24 protein-coding genes, 3 tRNA genes and 1 pseudogene are annotated in these 16393 nt (G+C 65.7%); 14 read left to right on the top strand and 14 right to left on the bottom strand.

What is annotated here, in order from left to right:
• The first annotated feature begins 6 nt into the window (after window positions 1–6).
• The 5 genes from ACZLIB_RS16105 (at window position 7) to ACZLIB_RS16085 (ending at window position 1444) form a co-directional block, all read left to right on the top strand.
• Window positions 7–306 carry an integration host factor subunit alpha gene (locus tag ACZLIB_RS16105; RefSeq protein WP_005410432.1) on the top strand — a complete coding sequence of 100 codons (300 nt, stop codon included), beginning with the start codon at window positions 7–9 and terminating at the stop codon, window positions 304–306.
• Window positions 287–643, top strand: coding sequence for a MerR family transcriptional regulator (locus tag ACZLIB_RS16100; RefSeq protein WP_005410431.1), 357 nt, complete (start codon window positions 287–289; stop codon window positions 641–643). The genes ACZLIB_RS16105 and ACZLIB_RS16100 overlap by 20 nt, the downstream gene beginning before the upstream one ends.
• A 68-nt stretch (window positions 644–711) precedes the next feature.
• Window positions 712–788 (top strand) — tRNA-Pro (locus tag ACZLIB_RS16095).
• A gap of 117 nt (window positions 789–905) precedes the next feature.
• A complete protein-coding gene (locus ACZLIB_RS16090) occupies window positions 906–1106 on the top strand; it encodes a hypothetical protein (protein ID WP_014037933.1) in 201 nt (66 codons plus the stop codon).
• Window positions 1103–1444: a low molecular weight protein tyrosine phosphatase family protein gene (locus tag ACZLIB_RS16085; RefSeq protein ID WP_478468121.1), complete on the top strand. Its 342-nt coding sequence runs from the start codon at window positions 1103–1105 to the stop codon at window positions 1442–1444. Before ACZLIB_RS16090 ends, ACZLIB_RS16085 begins: the two co-directional genes overlap by 4 nt.
• On the opposite strand, the gene ACZLIB_RS16080 is transcribed toward ACZLIB_RS16085, so the two are convergent.
• Together ACZLIB_RS16080 and ACZLIB_RS16075 are read right to left on the bottom strand one after the other, a co-directional pair.
• Complete coding sequence (locus ACZLIB_RS16080; RefSeq protein WP_478468120.1) at window positions 1423–1860, bottom strand: N-acetyltransferase family protein; 438 nt, start codon at window positions 1858–1860, stop codon at window positions 1423–1425. The two genes, ACZLIB_RS16085 and ACZLIB_RS16080, sit on opposite strands and share 22 nt — an antisense overlap.
• An 85-nt stretch (window positions 1861–1945) precedes the next feature.
• Window positions 1946–2455, bottom strand: coding sequence for a DUF3011 domain-containing protein (locus tag ACZLIB_RS16075; RefSeq protein WP_478468119.1), 510 nt, complete (start codon window positions 2453–2455; stop codon window positions 1946–1948).
• 240 nt (window positions 2456–2695) lie between these two features.
• Here ACZLIB_RS16075 and ACZLIB_RS16070 point away from each other — a divergent pair, with 240 nt between their 5' ends.
• Window positions 2696–3091, top strand: coding sequence for a hypothetical protein (locus tag ACZLIB_RS16070; protein WP_012511691.1), 396 nt, complete (start codon window positions 2696–2698; stop codon window positions 3089–3091).
• 27 nt (window positions 3092–3118) lie between these two features.
• On the opposite strand, the pseudogene ACZLIB_RS16065 reads toward ACZLIB_RS16070, so the two are convergent.
• Window positions 3119–3808, bottom strand: a pseudogene (locus tag ACZLIB_RS16065) (aspartate/glutamate racemase family protein); the annotation flags it as partial.
• Between the two features lie 86 nt (window positions 3809–3894).
• Here ACZLIB_RS16065 and ACZLIB_RS16060 point away from each other — a divergent pair.
• From ACZLIB_RS16060 to ACZLIB_RS16040, 5 genes are all read left to right on the top strand, one after another.
• On the top strand, window positions 3895–4206 hold the full coding sequence (locus ACZLIB_RS16060) for an ArsR/SmtB family transcription factor (RefSeq protein ID WP_042358872.1): 312 nt from the start codon (window positions 3895–3897) through the stop codon (window positions 4204–4206).
• A complete protein-coding gene (locus ACZLIB_RS16055; RefSeq protein WP_478468117.1) occupies window positions 4206–4556 on the top strand; it encodes an SRPBCC family protein in 351 nt (116 codons plus the stop codon). Before ACZLIB_RS16060 ends, ACZLIB_RS16055 begins: the two co-directional genes overlap by 1 nt.
• A gap of 37 nt (window positions 4557–4593) precedes the next feature.
• A complete protein-coding gene (locus ACZLIB_RS16050; RefSeq protein WP_032128666.1) occupies window positions 4594–5202 on the top strand; it encodes an ATP-dependent Clp protease proteolytic subunit in 609 nt (202 codons plus the stop codon).
• A gap of 98 nt (window positions 5203–5300) precedes the next feature.
• Window positions 5301–5942, top strand: a complete 642-nt coding sequence (locus ACZLIB_RS16045) for a LysE family translocator (protein WP_032128667.1) — start codon at window positions 5301–5303, stop codon at window positions 5940–5942.
• A 94-nt stretch (window positions 5943–6036) separates the two neighbouring features.
• Window positions 6037–6210 carry a DUF1328 domain-containing protein gene (locus ACZLIB_RS16040; RefSeq protein WP_006380555.1) on the top strand — a complete coding sequence of 58 codons (174 nt, stop codon included), beginning with the start codon at window positions 6037–6039 and terminating at the stop codon, window positions 6208–6210.
• A 22-nt stretch (window positions 6211–6232) separates the two neighbouring features.
• Here the strand turns inward: ACZLIB_RS16040 and ACZLIB_RS16035 are convergent, their stop codons facing one another.
• The 4 genes from ACZLIB_RS16035 to ACZLIB_RS16020 all read right to left on the bottom strand — a co-directional run bounded on the left by ACZLIB_RS16035 (window position 6233) and on the right by ACZLIB_RS16020 (window position 7768).
• Window positions 6233–6565, bottom strand: coding sequence for an SMR family transporter (locus ACZLIB_RS16035; protein ID WP_005410423.1), 333 nt, complete (start codon window positions 6563–6565; stop codon window positions 6233–6235).
• Between the two features lie 13 nt (window positions 6566–6578).
• Window positions 6579–7151 (bottom strand): TetR/AcrR family transcriptional regulator, encoded by a 573-nt coding sequence (locus ACZLIB_RS16030; RefSeq protein WP_049401207.1) that lies wholly within the window; start codon window positions 7149–7151, stop codon window positions 6579–6581.
• Between the two features lie 86 nt (window positions 7152–7237).
• Window positions 7238–7471, bottom strand: coding sequence for a DUF1653 domain-containing protein (locus ACZLIB_RS16025; protein ID WP_032128669.1), 234 nt, complete (start codon window positions 7469–7471; stop codon window positions 7238–7240).
• Between the two features lie 12 nt (window positions 7472–7483).
• Complete coding sequence (locus tag ACZLIB_RS16020) at window positions 7484–7768, bottom strand: hypothetical protein (protein ID WP_049423876.1); 285 nt, start codon at window positions 7766–7768, stop codon at window positions 7484–7486.
• 404 nt (window positions 7769–8172) lie between these two features.
• Between ACZLIB_RS16020 and ACZLIB_RS16015 the strand changes: the two genes are divergently transcribed.
• From ACZLIB_RS16015 to ACZLIB_RS16005, 3 genes are all read left to right on the top strand, one after another.
• The gene (locus ACZLIB_RS16015; RefSeq protein ID WP_049423877.1) at window positions 8173–8379 is read left to right on the top strand and encodes a hypothetical protein; all 207 of its coding nucleotides are present in this window, start codon (window positions 8173–8175) and stop codon (window positions 8377–8379) included.
• Between the two features lie 132 nt (window positions 8380–8511).
• Complete coding sequence (locus ACZLIB_RS16010) at window positions 8512–9075, top strand: DUF3011 domain-containing protein (RefSeq protein WP_049401711.1); 564 nt, start codon at window positions 8512–8514, stop codon at window positions 9073–9075.
• 167 nt (window positions 9076–9242) lie between these two features.
• Window positions 9243–9446, top strand: coding sequence for a hypothetical protein (locus ACZLIB_RS16005; protein WP_005417823.1), 204 nt, complete (start codon window positions 9243–9245; stop codon window positions 9444–9446).
• A 165-nt stretch (window positions 9447–9611) separates the two neighbouring features.
• Here ACZLIB_RS16005 and dxs read toward each other — a convergent pair whose 3' ends face one another.
• The 7 genes from dxs to ACZLIB_RS15970 all read right to left on the bottom strand — a co-directional run bounded on the left by dxs (window position 9612) and on the right by ACZLIB_RS15970 (window position 16131).
• Entirely contained in the window at window positions 9612–11519 is a 1908-nt protein-coding gene (gene dxs, locus ACZLIB_RS16000) for a 1-deoxy-D-xylulose-5-phosphate synthase (RefSeq protein ID WP_478469940.1), read from the bottom strand.
• Window positions 11520–11624: 105 nt separating this feature from the next.
• The gene (locus ACZLIB_RS15995; protein ID WP_019336875.1) at window positions 11625–12290 is read right to left on the bottom strand and encodes an HNH endonuclease; all 666 of its coding nucleotides are present in this window, start codon (window positions 12288–12290) and stop codon (window positions 11625–11627) included.
• Between the two features lie 429 nt (window positions 12291–12719).
• The gene (locus ACZLIB_RS15990) at window positions 12720–14510 is read right to left on the bottom strand and encodes an acyl-CoA dehydrogenase C-terminal domain-containing protein (protein ID WP_180844528.1); all 1791 of its coding nucleotides are present in this window, start codon (window positions 14508–14510) and stop codon (window positions 12720–12722) included.
• Between the two features lie 65 nt (window positions 14511–14575).
• Entirely contained in the window at window positions 14576–15052 is a 477-nt protein-coding gene (locus tag ACZLIB_RS15985; RefSeq protein ID WP_032130304.1) for an LEA/WHy family protein, read from the bottom strand.
• 162 nt (window positions 15053–15214) lie between these two features.
• The gene (locus ACZLIB_RS15980; protein WP_478468116.1) at window positions 15215–15766 is read right to left on the bottom strand and encodes a lipocalin family protein; all 552 of its coding nucleotides are present in this window, start codon (window positions 15764–15766) and stop codon (window positions 15215–15217) included.
• Window positions 15767–15906: 140 nt separating this feature from the next.
• Window positions 15907–15982: transfer RNA gene (locus ACZLIB_RS15975), tRNA-Phe, on the bottom strand.
• A 73-nt stretch (window positions 15983–16055) separates the two neighbouring features.
• Window positions 16056–16131: transfer RNA gene (locus tag ACZLIB_RS15970), tRNA-Phe, on the bottom strand.
• Between the last annotated feature and the right edge of the window lie 262 nt (window positions 16132–16393).

Below are 16393 nucleotides of genomic sequence, written 5' to 3'. Positions count from 1 at the left end.
CAGGCAATGGCATTGACCAAGGCGGAGATGGCGGAAAAGCTGTTCGACGAAGTCGGTCTGAACAAGCGGGAAGCCAAGGAATTCGTCGACGCGTTTTTCGATGTGCTGCGTGAAGCATTGGAACAGGGACGTCAGGTGAAGCTGTCGGGCTTCGGTAATTTCGATCTGCGGCGCAAGAACCAGCGCCCGGGTCGCAACCCCAAGACCGGCGAGGAAATTCCGATTTCCGCCCGTACGGTGGTCACCTTCCGTCCGGGCCAGAAGCTCAAGGAGAGGGTGGAAGCTTATGCTGGATCCGGGCAGTAACCGCGAACTACCGCCGATCCCGGCCAAGCGCTACTTCACCATCGGTGAAGTCAGCGAGCTGTGCGACGTCAAGCCGCACGTCCTGCGCTACTGGGAAACCGAGTTTCCCAGCCTTGAGCCGGCCAAGCGCCGAGGCAACCGCCGCTACTACCAGCGCCACGACGTGCTGATGGTGCGGCAGATCCGCAGCCTGCTGTACGAACAGGGCTACACCATCGGTGGTGCACGCCTGCGTCTGGATGGCCCCGATGCCCGCGAGGAATCGGCGCTGAGCAACCAGATCATCAAGCAGGTGCGCATGGAGCTGGAAGAAGTGCTGCAGTTGTTGCGCCGCTGATCCCATTTCCATCGTAATCCGCTATACTTCACGGCCCGCCGCACTGGCGGGCACATCGCAGCATCAGTCGGGGCGTAGCGCAGCCTGGTAGCGCATCTGCCTGGGGGGCAGAGGGTCGTCGGTTCGAATCCGGCCGTCCCGACCACTGTGATGAATCAAGAAGCCTGCGCAGCAATGCGTGGGCTTTTTTGTGCGCGCGGTGTATGCTGCGCGCCACTCGTACTACCGCGGCTGCTGAACCCGGTACTCACGAGAACACATCATGGAATCTGCAAGAAACCGTGCCTGGCGTCGCAGCCAGGCACGCAACCGTGGTGGCGACCGCGCCACGACCGCCTACAGCTACAAGCCCGAGAAGAACTGGAAGCTGCTGTACACGCGCGATGCCAAGCTCGCGCGCGCGCGCCAGCTGGGCTTCACCTATCCGGTGCTCAGCGCCCGCCAACTGCAGGAACAGGAATGATCAACCTGCTGTTCGTCTGCAGCCGCAACCAGCTGCGCAGCCCGACCGCCGAAGCCATGTGGCGACGGCGGCCCGGCTTCACTGCGCTGTCGGCCGGCACCAGCCCGCATGCACGACGCCCCATCGGCCCGGCGGACATCCGCTGGGCCGATGTCATCTTCGTGATGGAGGCCAAGCATCAGCATCGACTGCAGGCCGCATACGCGCGCCTGCTGGAACACAAGCGCCTGCATTGCCTGGATATCCCGGACGACTATCGCTGCATGGATCCCGTGCTGATGGATCTGCTGGACACCAAGGTGATCGCGTATCTCGATCAGCTGCCGGCAAAGCGGTAGATCAGCTCCGGGTCGCCGTCATCCAGTCCATGCACGATGCCGCTGTCGATGAAGCCCGATGCAACGAGCAGGCGCTGCATGGCGATGTTGGAGGCATTGGTCGAGGTGAACAGCTTGCGCTGTCCACGCTCTGCGATCGCGTGCCGCAGCAGTGCGGCGCCGACGCCCTGGCTGCGCCGCTCGCGCGCGACCATCAGTATTTCGACGAAGGCTTCGCCGAAGAAGTGCTCATGGAGGGTCATGTAGCCAACGATCTCGCGCTCCTGCTCGGCAACATGCACGTTGCCCCGCGCCAACCACTCGCCAATCTGTTCCGCCCGTCGAGGGTCGCTTGCCGCCACGCTGTCGAGTGCGATCAGCGCAGAGGCATCGGCGGGCGTCGCGTCGCGGACGCGCAGCGCAGTCGCAGCGGGCATGGTCGGGCTCCTGACAGGAGGGCCCAGTCTATCGGCTCTGCCGCAGGCGCAGCCGCACCCGCCGCAGCCAGCGCGTGCTCGGCAGTCAGTACACGCGGAACTCGGCCCGGCAGCCGTCGCTGACCCACACGCCGCGGCGGTCCCAGCCCCAGTTGCGGTCCTCGATGCAGGCCGTCACCGACTTCTGCTTGACCAGGCGCACCTCGTGGCGCACACGGATACGGCATTCCTTGTCCTTCTTTTCGTAGGACTCGCAGACCAGGCGCTCGCCATCATCGTCACGGTCCCTGCCGCGGCCCGGCCAGCGTCCGCGCCCATAGCCGTCGGCGACGAACTCGGCGCGGCAACCGTCGGTCACCCACAACGTGCGGCGGCTCTGGCCCCAGTTCTGGTTCTCCACGCACCGGGTCACCGACAGTTGCCTGGCCAGGCGCATGGGGCCCTCGATCGGGCATTGCGCGGTCTTGTTGAACTGCGATTCGCAGCGCAGCGCCGGAATGTGATCGGTGTCGTAGTCCTGTGCGGCTACGGTGGTGGCGGCCAGCAGCAGGGCAAGGGAGGTGCCGGTGATCGTCATCAGCAGGCGATGGGACATGTGCAGGCTCGGTGGGGATGGGGCGGCAAGAATGGCCCAGTCCGGGGCTGCCGGAACGCTTCGTTCCGAAGATGGCTCAGTGGCGGTTTAGTAGTACGCGCGGGCCCATGCAGAGGCTTACATCCCGTATCATCGCTGCACATCCGATCGCATCGGTTTACACCCTCTTACATGTCTCCCACGCCGGTCGGCACAGCCTGTGGCTGTTGTCACTGGCATGCGGCCGGCGCGTGGAGGAGGATGCGCGGACCACGACGACCACAGGGGGTTGCGTTGATCAGCAGTACCGTCATTCATCGCTCGGCCGACGCAGGCGGCGCCGAGGTGCGGGTCCTGGACACTACGTTCAAGGGCAAGCATGTGTTCATTGCCTGGGGCCTGCGCGGGCCGGAACTGACCCGCAGCGCGGACCCGGCAGCGACCGTGGCCGCACGCAAGGCGCTGCACGCGGTTGCCGGCCACAGCGAGGGGCCGCGCAGCCCGGAAGTGTTCATCGCCAATCAGTCGGCGGTGGCGATCACGGTCTATCGCCTGCTTACCGAGGCGCGCTCCGGCGATGCCATCTTCTTCCTGTGCGATTCACAGGCGGTGGTCGAGTGGCTCATCACCGCGCTGGAAGTGCAGGGCGCGGACTGATTCCGCGCTCCGGCGCGCATCGATTGACGCCAGCGCCGCGTCCACCGCAGCCCGTGCGTGCAGTGCAGTGGTATCGAACAGCGGCACTGCGCTGTCTTCCGGTCGTACCAGCAGCATGATCTCGGTACAGCCCAGGATGATGGCTTCGGCACCGCGCGCCACCAGTCTCGCGATCACGCCGGCGTAGACCTGTCGTGAGTGCTCGCTGACCACACCGGCGATCAGTTCCTGGTAGATGATGTCGTGCACGCTGCGACGATCATCGGCTTCGGGAACCAGCACCTCCAATCCGAAGCGATCCTGCAGCCGGCCGCGGTAGAAGTCCTGTTCCATGGTGAAGGCGGTACCGAGCAGGCCCACCTTGCGTGCGCCTGCCTGCACGATGGCCTGGGCGGTGGGATCGGCGATATGCAGCAGCGGCAGTGGGCAGACCGCCTCGATGCGGTCGGCCAGCTTGTGCATGGTGTTGGTGCAGATCAACAGCAGATCGGCGCCACCGGCCTGCAGGCGCCGTGCAGCGTCGGCCATATGGTCGCCCAGCGCATTCCAGTCGCCGTCATGCTGCAGCTGCTTGATGCCGGCGAAATCCACCGACCACAGCAGCAGCTGCGCCGAATGTGCGCCACCGAGGCGCTGCCGCACGTCCTCGTTGATGAGCCGGTAATACTGCGCCGAGCTTTCCCAGCTCATGCCGCCGATCAGGCCAAGGGTCTTCATGCACAGCTCCATGCCGGGGAGCCGTCATTGCAGCACAGCCGATGCGGGAGTTGCACTACACATTAGTGGTTGCTAATGTGTTGGTCATGATCGAGAACGCCCTCTTCAAAGCGCTGGCCGACCCCACCCGCCGCCACATCTTCGAAAAGCTGGCCGAGGGCGGGCAGCATGCCAGCGCGCTGCGCGAGGGCATGGCGATCAGCCAGTCTGCGATGTCCCAGCACCTGGCGGTGCTGCGCGATGCCGGGCTGGTGAGCGAACAGCGCCAAGGCCGTTTCGTCCACTACGAGGTCGATCCGCGCGGGCTGGCGCACATCGGCAACTGGCTGCAGCGCTACCGGGCCTACTGGCCCGCGCGGATGGATGCCTTGCAGGATCTGCTGAAGGAGATGGACTGATGGACGATGTTCTGAACGAAGCGGCTCCCGCGTTGGTGATGGAGCAGTGGCTGCCAGCGCCACCGGAACGGGTCTGGCGCGCACTGTTCGATCCGGCGCTGCGTGAGCGCTGGTTGCCTGCGGCCGATCTTGCCGATCCGCAGCCCTGCCTGTGCGAGGAGGGGCGGGAACTGGGGTTCCACCTGCGCGATGCGCAGCCCCCGCATCTGCACAGCCTGGTGTGTTTCCGGCTGCGCGCGGATGACGGCGGGGGGACGGTGCTGGCCATCGTGCATCGCCTCACCGACCTGCGCGCGCTGCTGCCGTTGGCCGCCAACGACGATCATCGCACCATGATGCGCGCGGCCTGAGCCGGCGCCTGGATCGAACGCTACAGGGAGCAGGCACATGCGGGACAGAATGCAGCTGATACCGATGGTGGTGGAACGCAGCGAGCGCGGTGAGCGCTCCCATGACATCTACTCGCGGCTCCTGCGCGAGCGCATCATCTTTCTCAACGGTGAAGTCGATGACACTGTGTCGGCGCTGGTCTGCGCGCAGCTGCTGTTCCTGGAATCGGAAAACCCGGAGAAGCCGATCCATCTGTACATCAACTCGCCGGGTGGGGTGATCTCCAGCGGCCTGGCGATGTACGACACCATGCAATACATCTCGGCCCCGGTGCATACGCTGTGCATGGGCACCGCGCGGTCGATGGGTTCGTTCCTGCTGATGGCCGGCGAGCCCGGTCACCGTGCGGCGTTGGCCAATGCCAGCCTGCATGTGCATCAGCCGCTGGGCGGGGTGCAGGGCCAGGCGTCGGACATCTTCATCCATGCCGAGGAAATGCAGCGCACCAAGCAGCGCATCACCCGGCTGTATGCGCAGCATTGCGGACGCAGTGTCGAGGAGGTCGAGCAGACCCTGGACCGCGATCGTTTCATGAGTGCCGAGCAGGCATGCGAATGGGGCTTGATCGATCAGGTACTGGTACGGCGCGACGCGCTCGCGGCCTGAGCCTGCCTCTGTAACCACCGCATCCATGCTGCGCTGTGTGTGCCGCGCCAGGCCGGCGCACTCTATGCTGGTGGGATCTTCTGAAGTGGATGTCCGATATGGCCCTGCATACCTGGTGGTGGTTCCTCGCCACGGTGTTCGTTCTGTGTGGTACGCCGGGGCCGAACATGCTGCATATCCTCGGTCGCAGCGTCGGGCTCGGCTTTCGCGGTAGCGTGCCGGCGATGGCTGGCTGCCTGCTGGCGATGCTGCTGGTGCTGGCGGCCTCCGCAGCAGGCCTGAGTGCGCTGCTGCATTCCTCGCCGATGCTGTTTGAGGTGCTGCGCTATCTGGGCGTGGCCTATCTGGCCTGGCTGGGCCTGAAGGCATGGCGTGACAGTTGCCGGCCGGCACCACCGGTGACGGTCGATGCCGCGCTGCCGGTTGCGGCGTCGCTGGGCGCGTGGAAGGTGTTCCGTGGTGGCCTTCTGGTGGGCCTGAGCAATCCCAAGCTGCTGCTGTTCGCTGCGGCGTTCCTGCCGCAGTTCGTCGACCCGTCGCGTGGCCAGGCGCTGCAGTACAGCGTGCTGGTCGCCACCTTCGCCGGCTGCGAACTGTTCTGGTATGTGATGTATGCCGCCGGTGGCCATGGCCTGCGCCGATGGTTGGCCAAACCCTTCGCGCGGCGCTGGTTCGAGCGGCTGGTGGGCAGCGTTTTCCTGGCCTTTGCAGTGGCCCTGCTGCGTTTCCGCCCGCGCTGATTCACGCCGCGCACGCGGCCTGTTCACGACTGCCGCATCGGCTACGGCCTAGCCTGATCATCCAGTACGCAGTCCCCACGGGGAAAGGTTTGACATGATCAAGTGGGCCATCATCTTCGCCATCATCGGCGTCATTGCGGGCGTGCTCGGCTTCGGCGGCATTGCCGGCGCCGCGGTCGGCATCGCCAAGTTCCTGTTCTGGGCCGGCATCATCATCGCCGTGGTGCTGTTCCTGCTCGGCATGACCGTAGCGAAGAAGGTCAGCTAGCGTTGATCGCGCAGCAGCGTACTCAGTGCGCGCTGCTGCGCGAGAACAGATTGATCACCAGTACGCCAGCACAGATCAGGCCGATGCCGATCAACGCCGGTGCATCCAGGCGCTGCTTGAACACCACCAGCCCGATCAGCGAGATCAGCACGATGCCGACGCCGGACCAGATCGCGTAGGCGATACCGGTCGGGATCGACTTCATGGTCATCGACAGCAGGTAGAAGCACAGTCCATAGCCGACCAGCGCGCCCAGTGTCGGCGCCAGCCGGCTCATGCCGTCGGATGCCTTCAGCAGCGACGTGGCAATTACTTCCAGCACGATGGCAGCGGCAAGGTAGAGGTAGGGATTCATTGAGCGCTCCTGCTCACTGCGGGTCGCATAGTTTCAGGGCCTGTTCGGCCATCGCCAATGCGTTGGCGCGTTCTTCCTCGTCCAGTGGTCGCCCATAGGCCGTGGCCCAGTAGCCATCGGCAGCGCAGCGCGCCGCATACAGTCGGGGATCGTTGGCTTCGCCGGCGAACTCGGCCAGCATCGCACGCTTCCAGGTACGCCAATGCGCGAGCAGGGCTGGTTCCATCAGGTTGCCCAGGGTCAGGCCGATGTCGTTGTCCTGTTCCTGCTGCAGCAGATGCTCGAAATTGGCCTGCACATAGGCGCGGCTGAAACGGCCATGCCCTTCGGGGTTTTCCTGCAGCAGGGCACGCACCCGCGCTTCGAATTCGCCGATGAGCGCTCCGATGGCTTCATCCACCAGTGCCTGCTTGCTGCTGAAATGATGGAACAGCGCACCCTTGCTGACACCGGCGGCCTGTGCGACGTCCTGCACGGTCAGCGCGGCCAGGCCATTACGGCCGATCACTTCAATGGTGGCCTGCAGCAGTGACTGGCGCACGCTGTCGGGCGCCTTGCGGCGCGAACGGGAGGGGGATGCGGACATGGCGGGAAGAAACCGACTGGACGGTACGATTGTAACGCAGGCCCGTGGTGTCACCGCGCTGCCGGCCAGGGCCGGCAGCGGAACCGTCATGCGTCGATGCGGGCGAAACGCGGCTGCGGTCCGTGTTCGCCCGGTACCTGTTCGACGAACATGGCATACGGGCGCACCCACAGGCCGCCTTCGCCATAGAGCGCGCGATACAGCACCAGTGGCTCCAGCGTCTCGCTGCTGCGGACGATATCGAGCACGTCGTACTCGCCGCCCTTGAAGTGGCGGTAGCGACCCGGGGCCAGGGTGGGTAGCGGGCTCAGCTCAGCCATGGGGTGCGCGCCTCACTTGCGTGCCGGGCTGGCCGGCTTCGCGCAGTAGGCATCGATGGCCTCGGCGGTATTGGCCAGGCCCTGTGCCTGTGCCAGTTCCCACGGGCGTTCGCAACGCTGGCTGTGCTCGCACCACTGGTAGCCGGCCGAACCAATGCATCCGTGGGCATCGCGATCGCCGCCCACCTTCGGTACCGCAGACGAGGTGGGCGCCGCATCGGCACGTGCGGCGGCGTCGTGCTGGTTGGCGCACGCGGTCAGCACCAGCAGGGCTGGAATCAGAAGAAGCGCTTTCATCGGGCGGGCTCCGTGCCTAAAGCGACAGTGTCTGTCGCAAATAGCCGTCCAGCAAGCGCTCAGTGCATGGCGGCGCGGATCAGCTCTTCAATCAGCACCAGATAGCTGGCCACGAAATAGAACTTCAGCAGCGTCCAGCGCTGCTGCGAGAAGAAGGTGCGCATGTGGAAGGGGCCCCTGTTGGTGACGGTAGTGTGAAGCTCCGTCAACTCCGTGACAAGGGTCACGGAACGCCTTCACTAAACAGCCTCAGGGATGTGAGGGTTGGGAAGCGCCCGACCGAATCCTGAGGCATTTTCGTACAAATCTGATGGGCCATCTCCGACGCGATCGATAGCCTGAGGGTGTACTGGCACGTGGCCCTGCCGCCTGTCACCGCCTCTTTCCTTCCGCAGGAGCTTCTCATGGTCTTTACTGTCCAATGCACTGCCCGGCACTGGTCCGTGTTGCATCCGAAGGCGGGTGACGCCACCCGTTACGCCCGCGGTGCCGATGCCTTCGACGCGGCCGCTGCGCTGGCCCTCGAGCACCATCGTCGCACCGGCCAGCGCAGCACGGTCCGGGTCGAGGCGCTCGGCAGCACCGTGGATGCGCTCCATATCGGGGAGTGACGCCACCGGCCGAGGCGCAGTCAGCCACGGTTGAGTTGTTTGAATGGGGAAAAAACCGCCGTGGTGCGCCCCCCTGTGCGCCGCGCCACGAATCCCGGATGCTTGCGCCATCGTATTCATCCGGAGATTCCGATGGGCAAGGCACTCACCTGGCGCACCCTGGCCTGCACGCTGCTGCCGATGCTGGCGGCCGCAGGCGGCGCGCAGGCGCAGAGCTATGGCTACGGTTATGACGACGATCGCTATGGCGGTCGTGATGGCGGCGGCATCGTCCGCTGCGAATCGATCAAGAACCGCAGCAATGAATGCCGTCTGGAAGGCCGTGCCCGGATGATCCGCCAGTTGTCCGGTTCGCCGTGCGTGGAAGGCGAGACCTGGGGGCAATCGCGCTACGGTGTGTGGGTCACCCAGGGCTGCCGTGCCGAGTTCGTTGGCGAGTACCGCCGTGGCGGTGGCTGGGGTGGTGGCCATGGCAACGGCTGGGGCAACGGTGGCAATGGCTGGGGCGGGGGTGAGGTGATCACCTGCCATTCCAACGGCCACCGCCAGGAGTACTGTGATGCCCGCATCCGTCGTGGTGTGCGCCTGGTGCGTCAGGATTCACGCAGCGCCTGCATCGAGGGCCAGACCTGGGGCTGGAACCGTCGTGGCATCTGGGTCAGCGACGGCTGCCGGGCGCAGTTCCAGGTGAATTGAGCTCGCCCATCGAAAATCAGAATAATCTGATACAGCTCACATTTTGAACGTCGTATCTTCTGTGATCAGGGCGCCCCTGCGTGCCCCTGATCCGTCGCGATGAAGTCTGCCGTAACCGGCACGCCCGTCCCGCCACCGTCGATACGCTGCCTCAAGGAGTGAGCTGCATGTTGATCCGCCTGCAATGCGAGCAACGCCAATGGCGCGTGCTGCACCCGGACCGGCCGGAACCGATCGAGTTCCGCGATGGTGCCCGGGCCTACGATTTCGCTGAAACCCTTGCACGCCTCCACTTCGTCGACACCGGGCAGCGCGCTGCGGTGCGGGTGGAGGCCAGCGGTGCGTTCGTGGAAGCGGTCAGCTACGGCTGAGGGTTGGGGTTTCCGGCCAGATCATCGTTCCGGAGCCCGCTAGCCACGCACGGCGTGGATCTACTTTGCATCTGTCTCCACGCATGGCGTGGATCGACCCCTGTTCCGCACCCCTGTTCCGCAGTAGATCCACGCCATGCGTGGATCTACTGGTGGTGACCGGCCTCAGCCTGCCGCGCTGAGCGGCGGGGTCCCGGCAGCCAGCTGCGGCCAGCGCTTGAGTACCGCCGCGCGGATGCCCGCCGCATCGATACCGGCTTCGGCCAGCAGGTCCTCACGGCTGGCGTGGTGCTGGTAACTGTCGGGCAGGCCCAGGTGCAGGATCGGGCGCAGGATGCCTTCGGCGTTGAGCAGTTCGCCGACGCCGGAGCCGGCGCCGCCGGCCACCACGTTGTCTTCGATCGTGACCAGGCCCTCGTGCTGCGCGGCCACGGCCAGCACCAGCTCGCGGTCCAGCGGCTTGATGAAGCGCATGTTGACCACGCTCAGGCCCAGTTCGCGGCCGACCTGCTCAGCGGCGGCCACGGTGCTGCCGAAGGCGAGCAGCGCGACGCGGCTGCCCTGCAGGCGCAGCTCGCCCTTGCCGATCGGCAGGGTCGACAGGTCGGTACCGGCGGCAACGCCGGTGCCGGTGCCGCGCGGATAGCGCACGGCAGCCGGGCCCGGATGCTGCAGGCCAGTGCTGAGCATCTGCCGGCACTCGGCTTCATTGGACGGAGCCATCACCACCAGGTTCGGCACGCAGCGCAGGAAGCTCAGGTCGAGGTTGCCGGCATGGGTGGCGCCGTCCGGACCGACCACGCCGGCGCGGTCGATCGCGAACAGCACGTCCAGGTCCTGGATGGCCACGTCATGCACCAGCTGGTCGTACGCACGCTGCAGGAAGGTCGAGTAGATCGCCACCACCGGCTTGCCACCCTGGGTGGCCATGCCGGCGGCGAGGGTGACCGCGTGCTGCTCGGCAATTGCCACGTCGAAATAGCGTTGCGGGTATTCCTTGCTGAAACGCACCAGGCCGGAGCCTTCGCGCATCGCCGGGGTGATGCCGTACAGGCGTGGCTCGGCAGCGGCGGCATCGCACAGCCAGTCGCTGAACACATCGGTGTAGGTCGGCTTCTTGGCACCGGCCTTGGCCACCAGGCCCTTGTCCGGATCGAACGGGCCGACGGCGTGGTAACCGATCTGGTCGCCTTCGGCCGGCTCGTAGCCCTTGCCCTTGGTGGTCATCACGTGCAGCAGCTTCGGGCCCTTGGAGGCGCGCAGCGTCTTCAGCGTGGACAGCAGGGCGGGCATGTCGTGGCCGTCGATCGGGCCGGTGTAGTGGAAGCCCATTTCCTCGAACATCGTGGACGGCACGAACATGCCCTTCCAGTGTTCTTCCCAGCGCTTCACGAAGCGCGCCGGATTGTTCTTCTTGTCGCCGAGGATCTTCTTGCCGCCTTCGCGCAGCGCATTGAGCGTGCGGCTGCCGGTGGCGCGGCCGAGCATCTTGGTCAGACCGCCGACCGCCTCGGAGATCGACATGTTGTTGTCGTTGAGGATCACCAGCAGGTTCGGCTCGGGCTCCATGCCACCGGCGTGCATCAGCGCTTCGAACGCCATGCCGGCGGTCATTGCGCCATCACCGATCACTGCAACGACCTGGCGGTTGTCGCCTTCGGACTGGCGGGCGATGGCCATGCCGAGTGCGGCCGAGATCGAGGTCGAGGAGTGGCCGACGCCGAAGGTGTCGTACTCGCTCTCTTCGCGCTTCGGGAACGGCGCGACGCCGTCCTTCTGCTTGACGGTGTGGATCTCGTCGCGGCGACCGGTCAGGATCTTGTGCGGGTAGGTCTGGTGACCGACGTCCCAGACCAGCTGGTCCTGCGGAGTCTGGTACAGGTAGTGCAGGGCCACGGTGAGTTCGATTACGCCCAGGCCGGCGGCGAAGTGGCCGCCGCTCTTGCCCACCGACTCGATGAGGTAGGCGCGCAGTTCGTCGGCGACCGCCCTCAATTCGGATTCGTCGAACGTGCGCAGGTCATCCGGTGTCTGGATGCGCGCGAGGCGGGGATAGCGGGCAGAGTCGATCATCATGTTCGCACTTGTTCTGAACGCCCATTTTCGCCCTCAAACGGGGGTGGGGCAAGCAAACGCCGCCGTCCGTGACAGGACGGTGAGGGTTGCATTTTCGGCGATTCAGGTGCTCAGTTTTGACCGCTTGGGCAATTGCGCCTTCAGGAAGGCCATCTGGTCGGCCAGGATGTTGCGGTTGGACAGGATCAGGTGCTCGATCCAGCTGGGCCGGTAAGGCACCGCCAGCAACGGCATTCCGGCCTGCTGCGGGGTGCGGTCGCTCTTGCGCGAGTTGCAGTGGAAGCAGGCGGTGACCACGTTTTCCCAGCAGTCCAGGCCACCCTTGGACAGCGGCATGACGTGGTCGCGGGTGAGCGTGGGGCGGTTGAACTGCTGGCCGCAGTACATGCACAGGTGTGCGTCGCGGGCGAACAGGGCCGGGTTGGTCAGATTCGGCGTGGGGTCGATCGCGCGGGAGCGGGCGTGGCCGCGGGCGGCGATGATCGGGTGCAGGTCCATGCCGCTCTGCAGTCCGCTGAAGCGGTTGGTACCGCCGTGGATGTGCAGGCAGGGATCGCCGAGTGTCCAGGCGACGGCTTCGCGGGCGTAGAGGCACGCCGCATCCTGCCAGGTGATCCAGTCCAGTACGCGTCCGTGGGCATCAAGCGAGAGCAGCCGGACCGAACCGGGGCGATGCAGCGTCGTGGCGTTGGGCGATGCTTCGGCGCCCGGAGCAGAAAACGGAGCTCCGGCTTCGATCAGACCCAAGCGTGTAGTGTCTGTCTCCATCGGGAGAACAGCTTATACCTGAATGTTGACGATTTGTGTATCGCCTGTCGGCGATACACAAATCGTCAACATTCAGGTCCACGCATTCCTCCTATCCCCCGCACCTGTCGGTGCGCCCCCCCTTAACAAAGGGGGGCTTTTCTCCAGATGGATTTCGGTGGTTTCCATCCACGCATGGCGTGGATCTACGGTGTCGACCAAGGTCGACACCTACCAGCAGCAGAAATCTGTCGAGGGCGGGGTGGGTCCGGTTGCGGGGGCGTGAGCCGCATGGATGCGGCGACCGAGCTTACATGGACGTACTTGCAGCGTCCCCCGCAATTGGACCCACCTCGCCACCCCGCAGGAAGCCAGCTCTTGCCGTTGATGTTGCTGTTGCGGTGGCCGGCCAGCGGCCGGCACTACCGCGGGTGCCGGGCGCAGCCCGGCTCAGGCGCCGAAGCGCTCGTCGTCCATCGCCATCAGCGGGGCGGCGCCGGCCTGGATCGCGGCGGCGTGGCTGAGCGTGCGCGGCAGCACGCGGGCGAAGTAGAACCGTGCGGTCTCGCGCTTGCCCTGGGCGAAGGCGGCGCCGTGCGCGCTGGCATCGGCGGCGGCGACGCTGCGGGCCCACCAGTAGGCCAGCACCACGTAACCCGAATAGAACAGGTAGTCGTAGCTGGCTGCGCCCAGTTCGTCGGGGTTGGCGGCCGCGCGCTGCAGTACGTCCAGGGTCAGCTTGCCCCATTCGGCGGCCTTGGCGCGCAGCGGGCCGATGAATTCGGCCAGCGCTTCGTTGCCCTCGTTGGCCTTGGCGAACGCCTCGATCTCGGCCAGCATCAGCTTCAGGCCGGCACCCTGGCTGGACGCGGTCTTGCGGCCGATCAGGTCCAGCGCCTGGATGCCGGTGGTGCCTTCATACAGCGTGGTGATGCGCGCATCGCGGGCCAGCTGCTCCATGCCGTGTTCGCGGATGTAGCCGTGGCCGCCGAAGCACTGCAGGGCGTTGTAGGTGTTCTCGATGCCCCATTCGGTCTGGCAGGCCTTGGAGATCGGGGTCAGGAAGCTCACCAGGGTGTCGGCGCGCTCGCGCTCGGCGGCATCCTCGGCGTGGTGGGCGACGTCGATCAGGGTGGCGGCGTGCAGGGCCAGCAGGCGGCTGCCCTCGACCAGTGACTTCACCGTCAGCAGCATACGGCGCACATCCGGATGGACCAGGATCGGGTCGGCCGGCTTGTCCGGGAACTTGGCGCCGCTCAGGGCGCGCGACTGCAGGCGCTCACGGCTGTACTTCAGTGCGTTCTGGTAAGCGCGCTCGGACAGGCCGATGCCCTGCAGGCCGACGCCCAGGCGCGCGGTGTTCATCATGGTGAACATGGCCTGCAGGCCCTTGTGCGGCTGGCCGACCAGGTAGCCCTGCGCACCATCGAAGTTCATCACGCAGGTGACCGACCCCTTGATGCCCATCTTGTGCTCGATCGAGCCGCAGCGCAGTGCGTTGCGCTCGCCGACGTTGCCTTCGCGGTCGACCTTGAACTTCGGGGTGACGAACAGCGAGATGCCCTTGGCACCCGGAGGGGCGTCGGGCAGCTTGGCCAGCACCAGGTGCACGATGTTGCCGGTCAGGTCGTGCTCGCCGGCAGTGATGAAGATCTTGGTGCCGGTGATCGAGTAGCTGCCATCGGCATTCGGCTCGGCCTTGGTCTTGAGCAGGCCCAGGTCGGTGCCGCAGTGCGGCTCGGTCAGGCACATGGTGCCGGTCCAACGGCCCTCGATCAGCGGCTTCAGGAAGGCCTCGTGCTGCCAGGCCTCGCCGTGCTGCTTCAGCGCTTCGATGGCGCCGTGCGAGAGCAGCGGGAAGTTGCCCCACGCCAGGTTGGCGGCGTTGATCATCTCGTTGAGCGGCACGCCCAGGGTGTGCGGCAGGCCCTGGCCGCCCAGCTCCGGCGACGCGGTCAGGCCGGTCCAGCCGCCATCGACGAACTGGTCGTAGGCCTGCTTGAAGCCGGGCGGGGTGGTCACTTCACCGGAGGCCTGGTCGAGTACGCAGCCGATCTCGTCGCCGACGCTGTTGAGCGGGGCCAGCACGGTGGCGCTGAAGCGGCCGGCTTCTTCCAGCACGGCATCGACCACGTCGGCGGTGGCGTCGGTGAAGCCCAGGCGGGCGAACAGGGGTTCGACCTTGAGCACATCGTGCAGGGCGAAACGGAGGTCGGAAAGCGGGGCGGTGTAGCTGCTCATCGGTACGTCTCGATTTGATCAGGGACAGGGGGAGCGGCGCCGGGCGCCGCGGCGGAAAGCGGGAGTCAGCGCAGCACGCCCGGCAGGCCCGGGGCCTGGTTCAGGGTGCTGCGGCTGCTGATGTCGAAGCTGCGCTGCTTCTTTTCCTGCGGAGTGGCTGCCACCGTTCCCTTCAGGCCATAGGCCAGGGTGCGGTTGCTGGCCAGCGCATCGGCCACCACCAGGCGTGCGGCCGAGCTGGGCACCAGGTTGACCTGGATGACGTCGGCCGAGGTGCCGCCGATGGAAATGCCCGGCTTGGCCTGCAGGGTGCCGGCGTCGCTGTCGCCGACGGTCAGCGCCAGCGCGACGTCATCGAAGGTCATGGGCATGGAGCTGTAGTTCTGCAGGCGCAGGGCCACGGTCCAGTTGCCGTCGGCGCGCACGGTCAGCTGCTGCAGGCTGGCTGCCGGTTCCGAAACACGCTTGACGATGCCGTTGTTGCAGGCAACAAGGGCGAGGGTGCACAGGACGATCAAGGCGATACGGAAGCGGTGGAGCATGGGCGCAGGTCCTCTGGAGGGGTGCGTTGGATAAGCATACTACGGCGTATGGTCGTTTGGATCGCCTGTGGCGACCCGTCGCAGAGGGTAGCGCGTGAAGATGGCGGCCGGGCGTGCGCGGCGCCGGATGGCGCGCGCGTGGTGCGCCGGATACGACGCGGTTCAGTCGGCGGGCGTATCGCGAATCGGAGCCATCAGGCGCAGTGGGCCGAGGTCGTAGCCCATCGTCTCGGCTTTCTCTTTCAACTGTTCGAACCGGGCGCGATCCATTTCCGGCAGGCGCGAGAGGATCCACAGGTACTTACGGTCCGGCTCACCGACCAACGCCCACTGATAGTCCGGGTCCAGTGCCAGGACCCAGTAGTCGGCCCAGACCAGCGGCACCCAGCTCAGCCAGTCCGGCACGAAGCGCACCTGCAACTGGCCGGGATGGCCGGCAACCGGGCGTGCAACGCCTTCAGCAACCACGCGTTCTCCGTCGCCGTTGCGGCAGGCATTGGTGACACTGATGCGGCCATCGCGGCGCAGCCCGTAGTTGGCGGTGATCTCGCCGACGCACTGCTTCTGGAACGACACCGGAAGATGCGCGATCTCGTGCCACTGGCCTGCGTAGCGGTCGATGTCCAGCGTGTCGACTGCGCGCACCGGTTCGGCGGCGATCACCGGGGAGGCGGCCAGCAGCATGCAGGCAAGCAGGGTGGGGCGCAGAGGCATCGGCAGGCTCCAGGCAGGAGTCTGGAGCGTAGGTGCCACCGCACATGCCGGTGTAAATGTTTCGTCAACCGGGTGGTGTGGCCGCCGCTTGCGCGGAGCGCGAACAAAAAAAGACCTGCATTTCTGCAGGTCTCTGAAGATGGTGGCCGAAGACGGAATCGAACCGCCGACACGGGGATTTTCAATCCCCTGCTCTACCAACTGAGCTACTCGGCCAAATTGTGTGGCAACCGTGATCAAACCCGGTTTCCGGAAAAAAAAGACCCGCATTTCTGCAGGCCTTCGAAAGTGGTGGCCGAAGACGGAATCGAACCGCCGACACGGGGATTTTCAATCCCCTGCTCTACCAACTGAGCTACTCGGCCACGTGTTTCGTTGCAGCGAGGTCGCTGCCAAGGACGCGTATATTACGGAGGTCGGCTGCCTTCGGCAAGCGTTTTGCCAAGATTTCTTCACATTGCCGTCTGCGGGCTCGCAAGTGCTTGATCCTCCGTCCTGGGGCGGGGCGTGGCCAGTCGATCATCGTCTGCGGTGGAAATCAGCAGATCGCCGCGATCGCCAAAGCTGCAAGGGCAAGGGCTGCGCCGGACCCGCGCCGGTCCGGGCGATGGAACGCTGTTTTCGTGG

The organism is Stenotrophomonas sp. 220_Sma, from assembly GCF_056487375.1.
The sequence above is the reverse complement of the archived record's forward strand: the minus strand, read 5'-3'. Positions and strand labels throughout refer to the sequence as shown.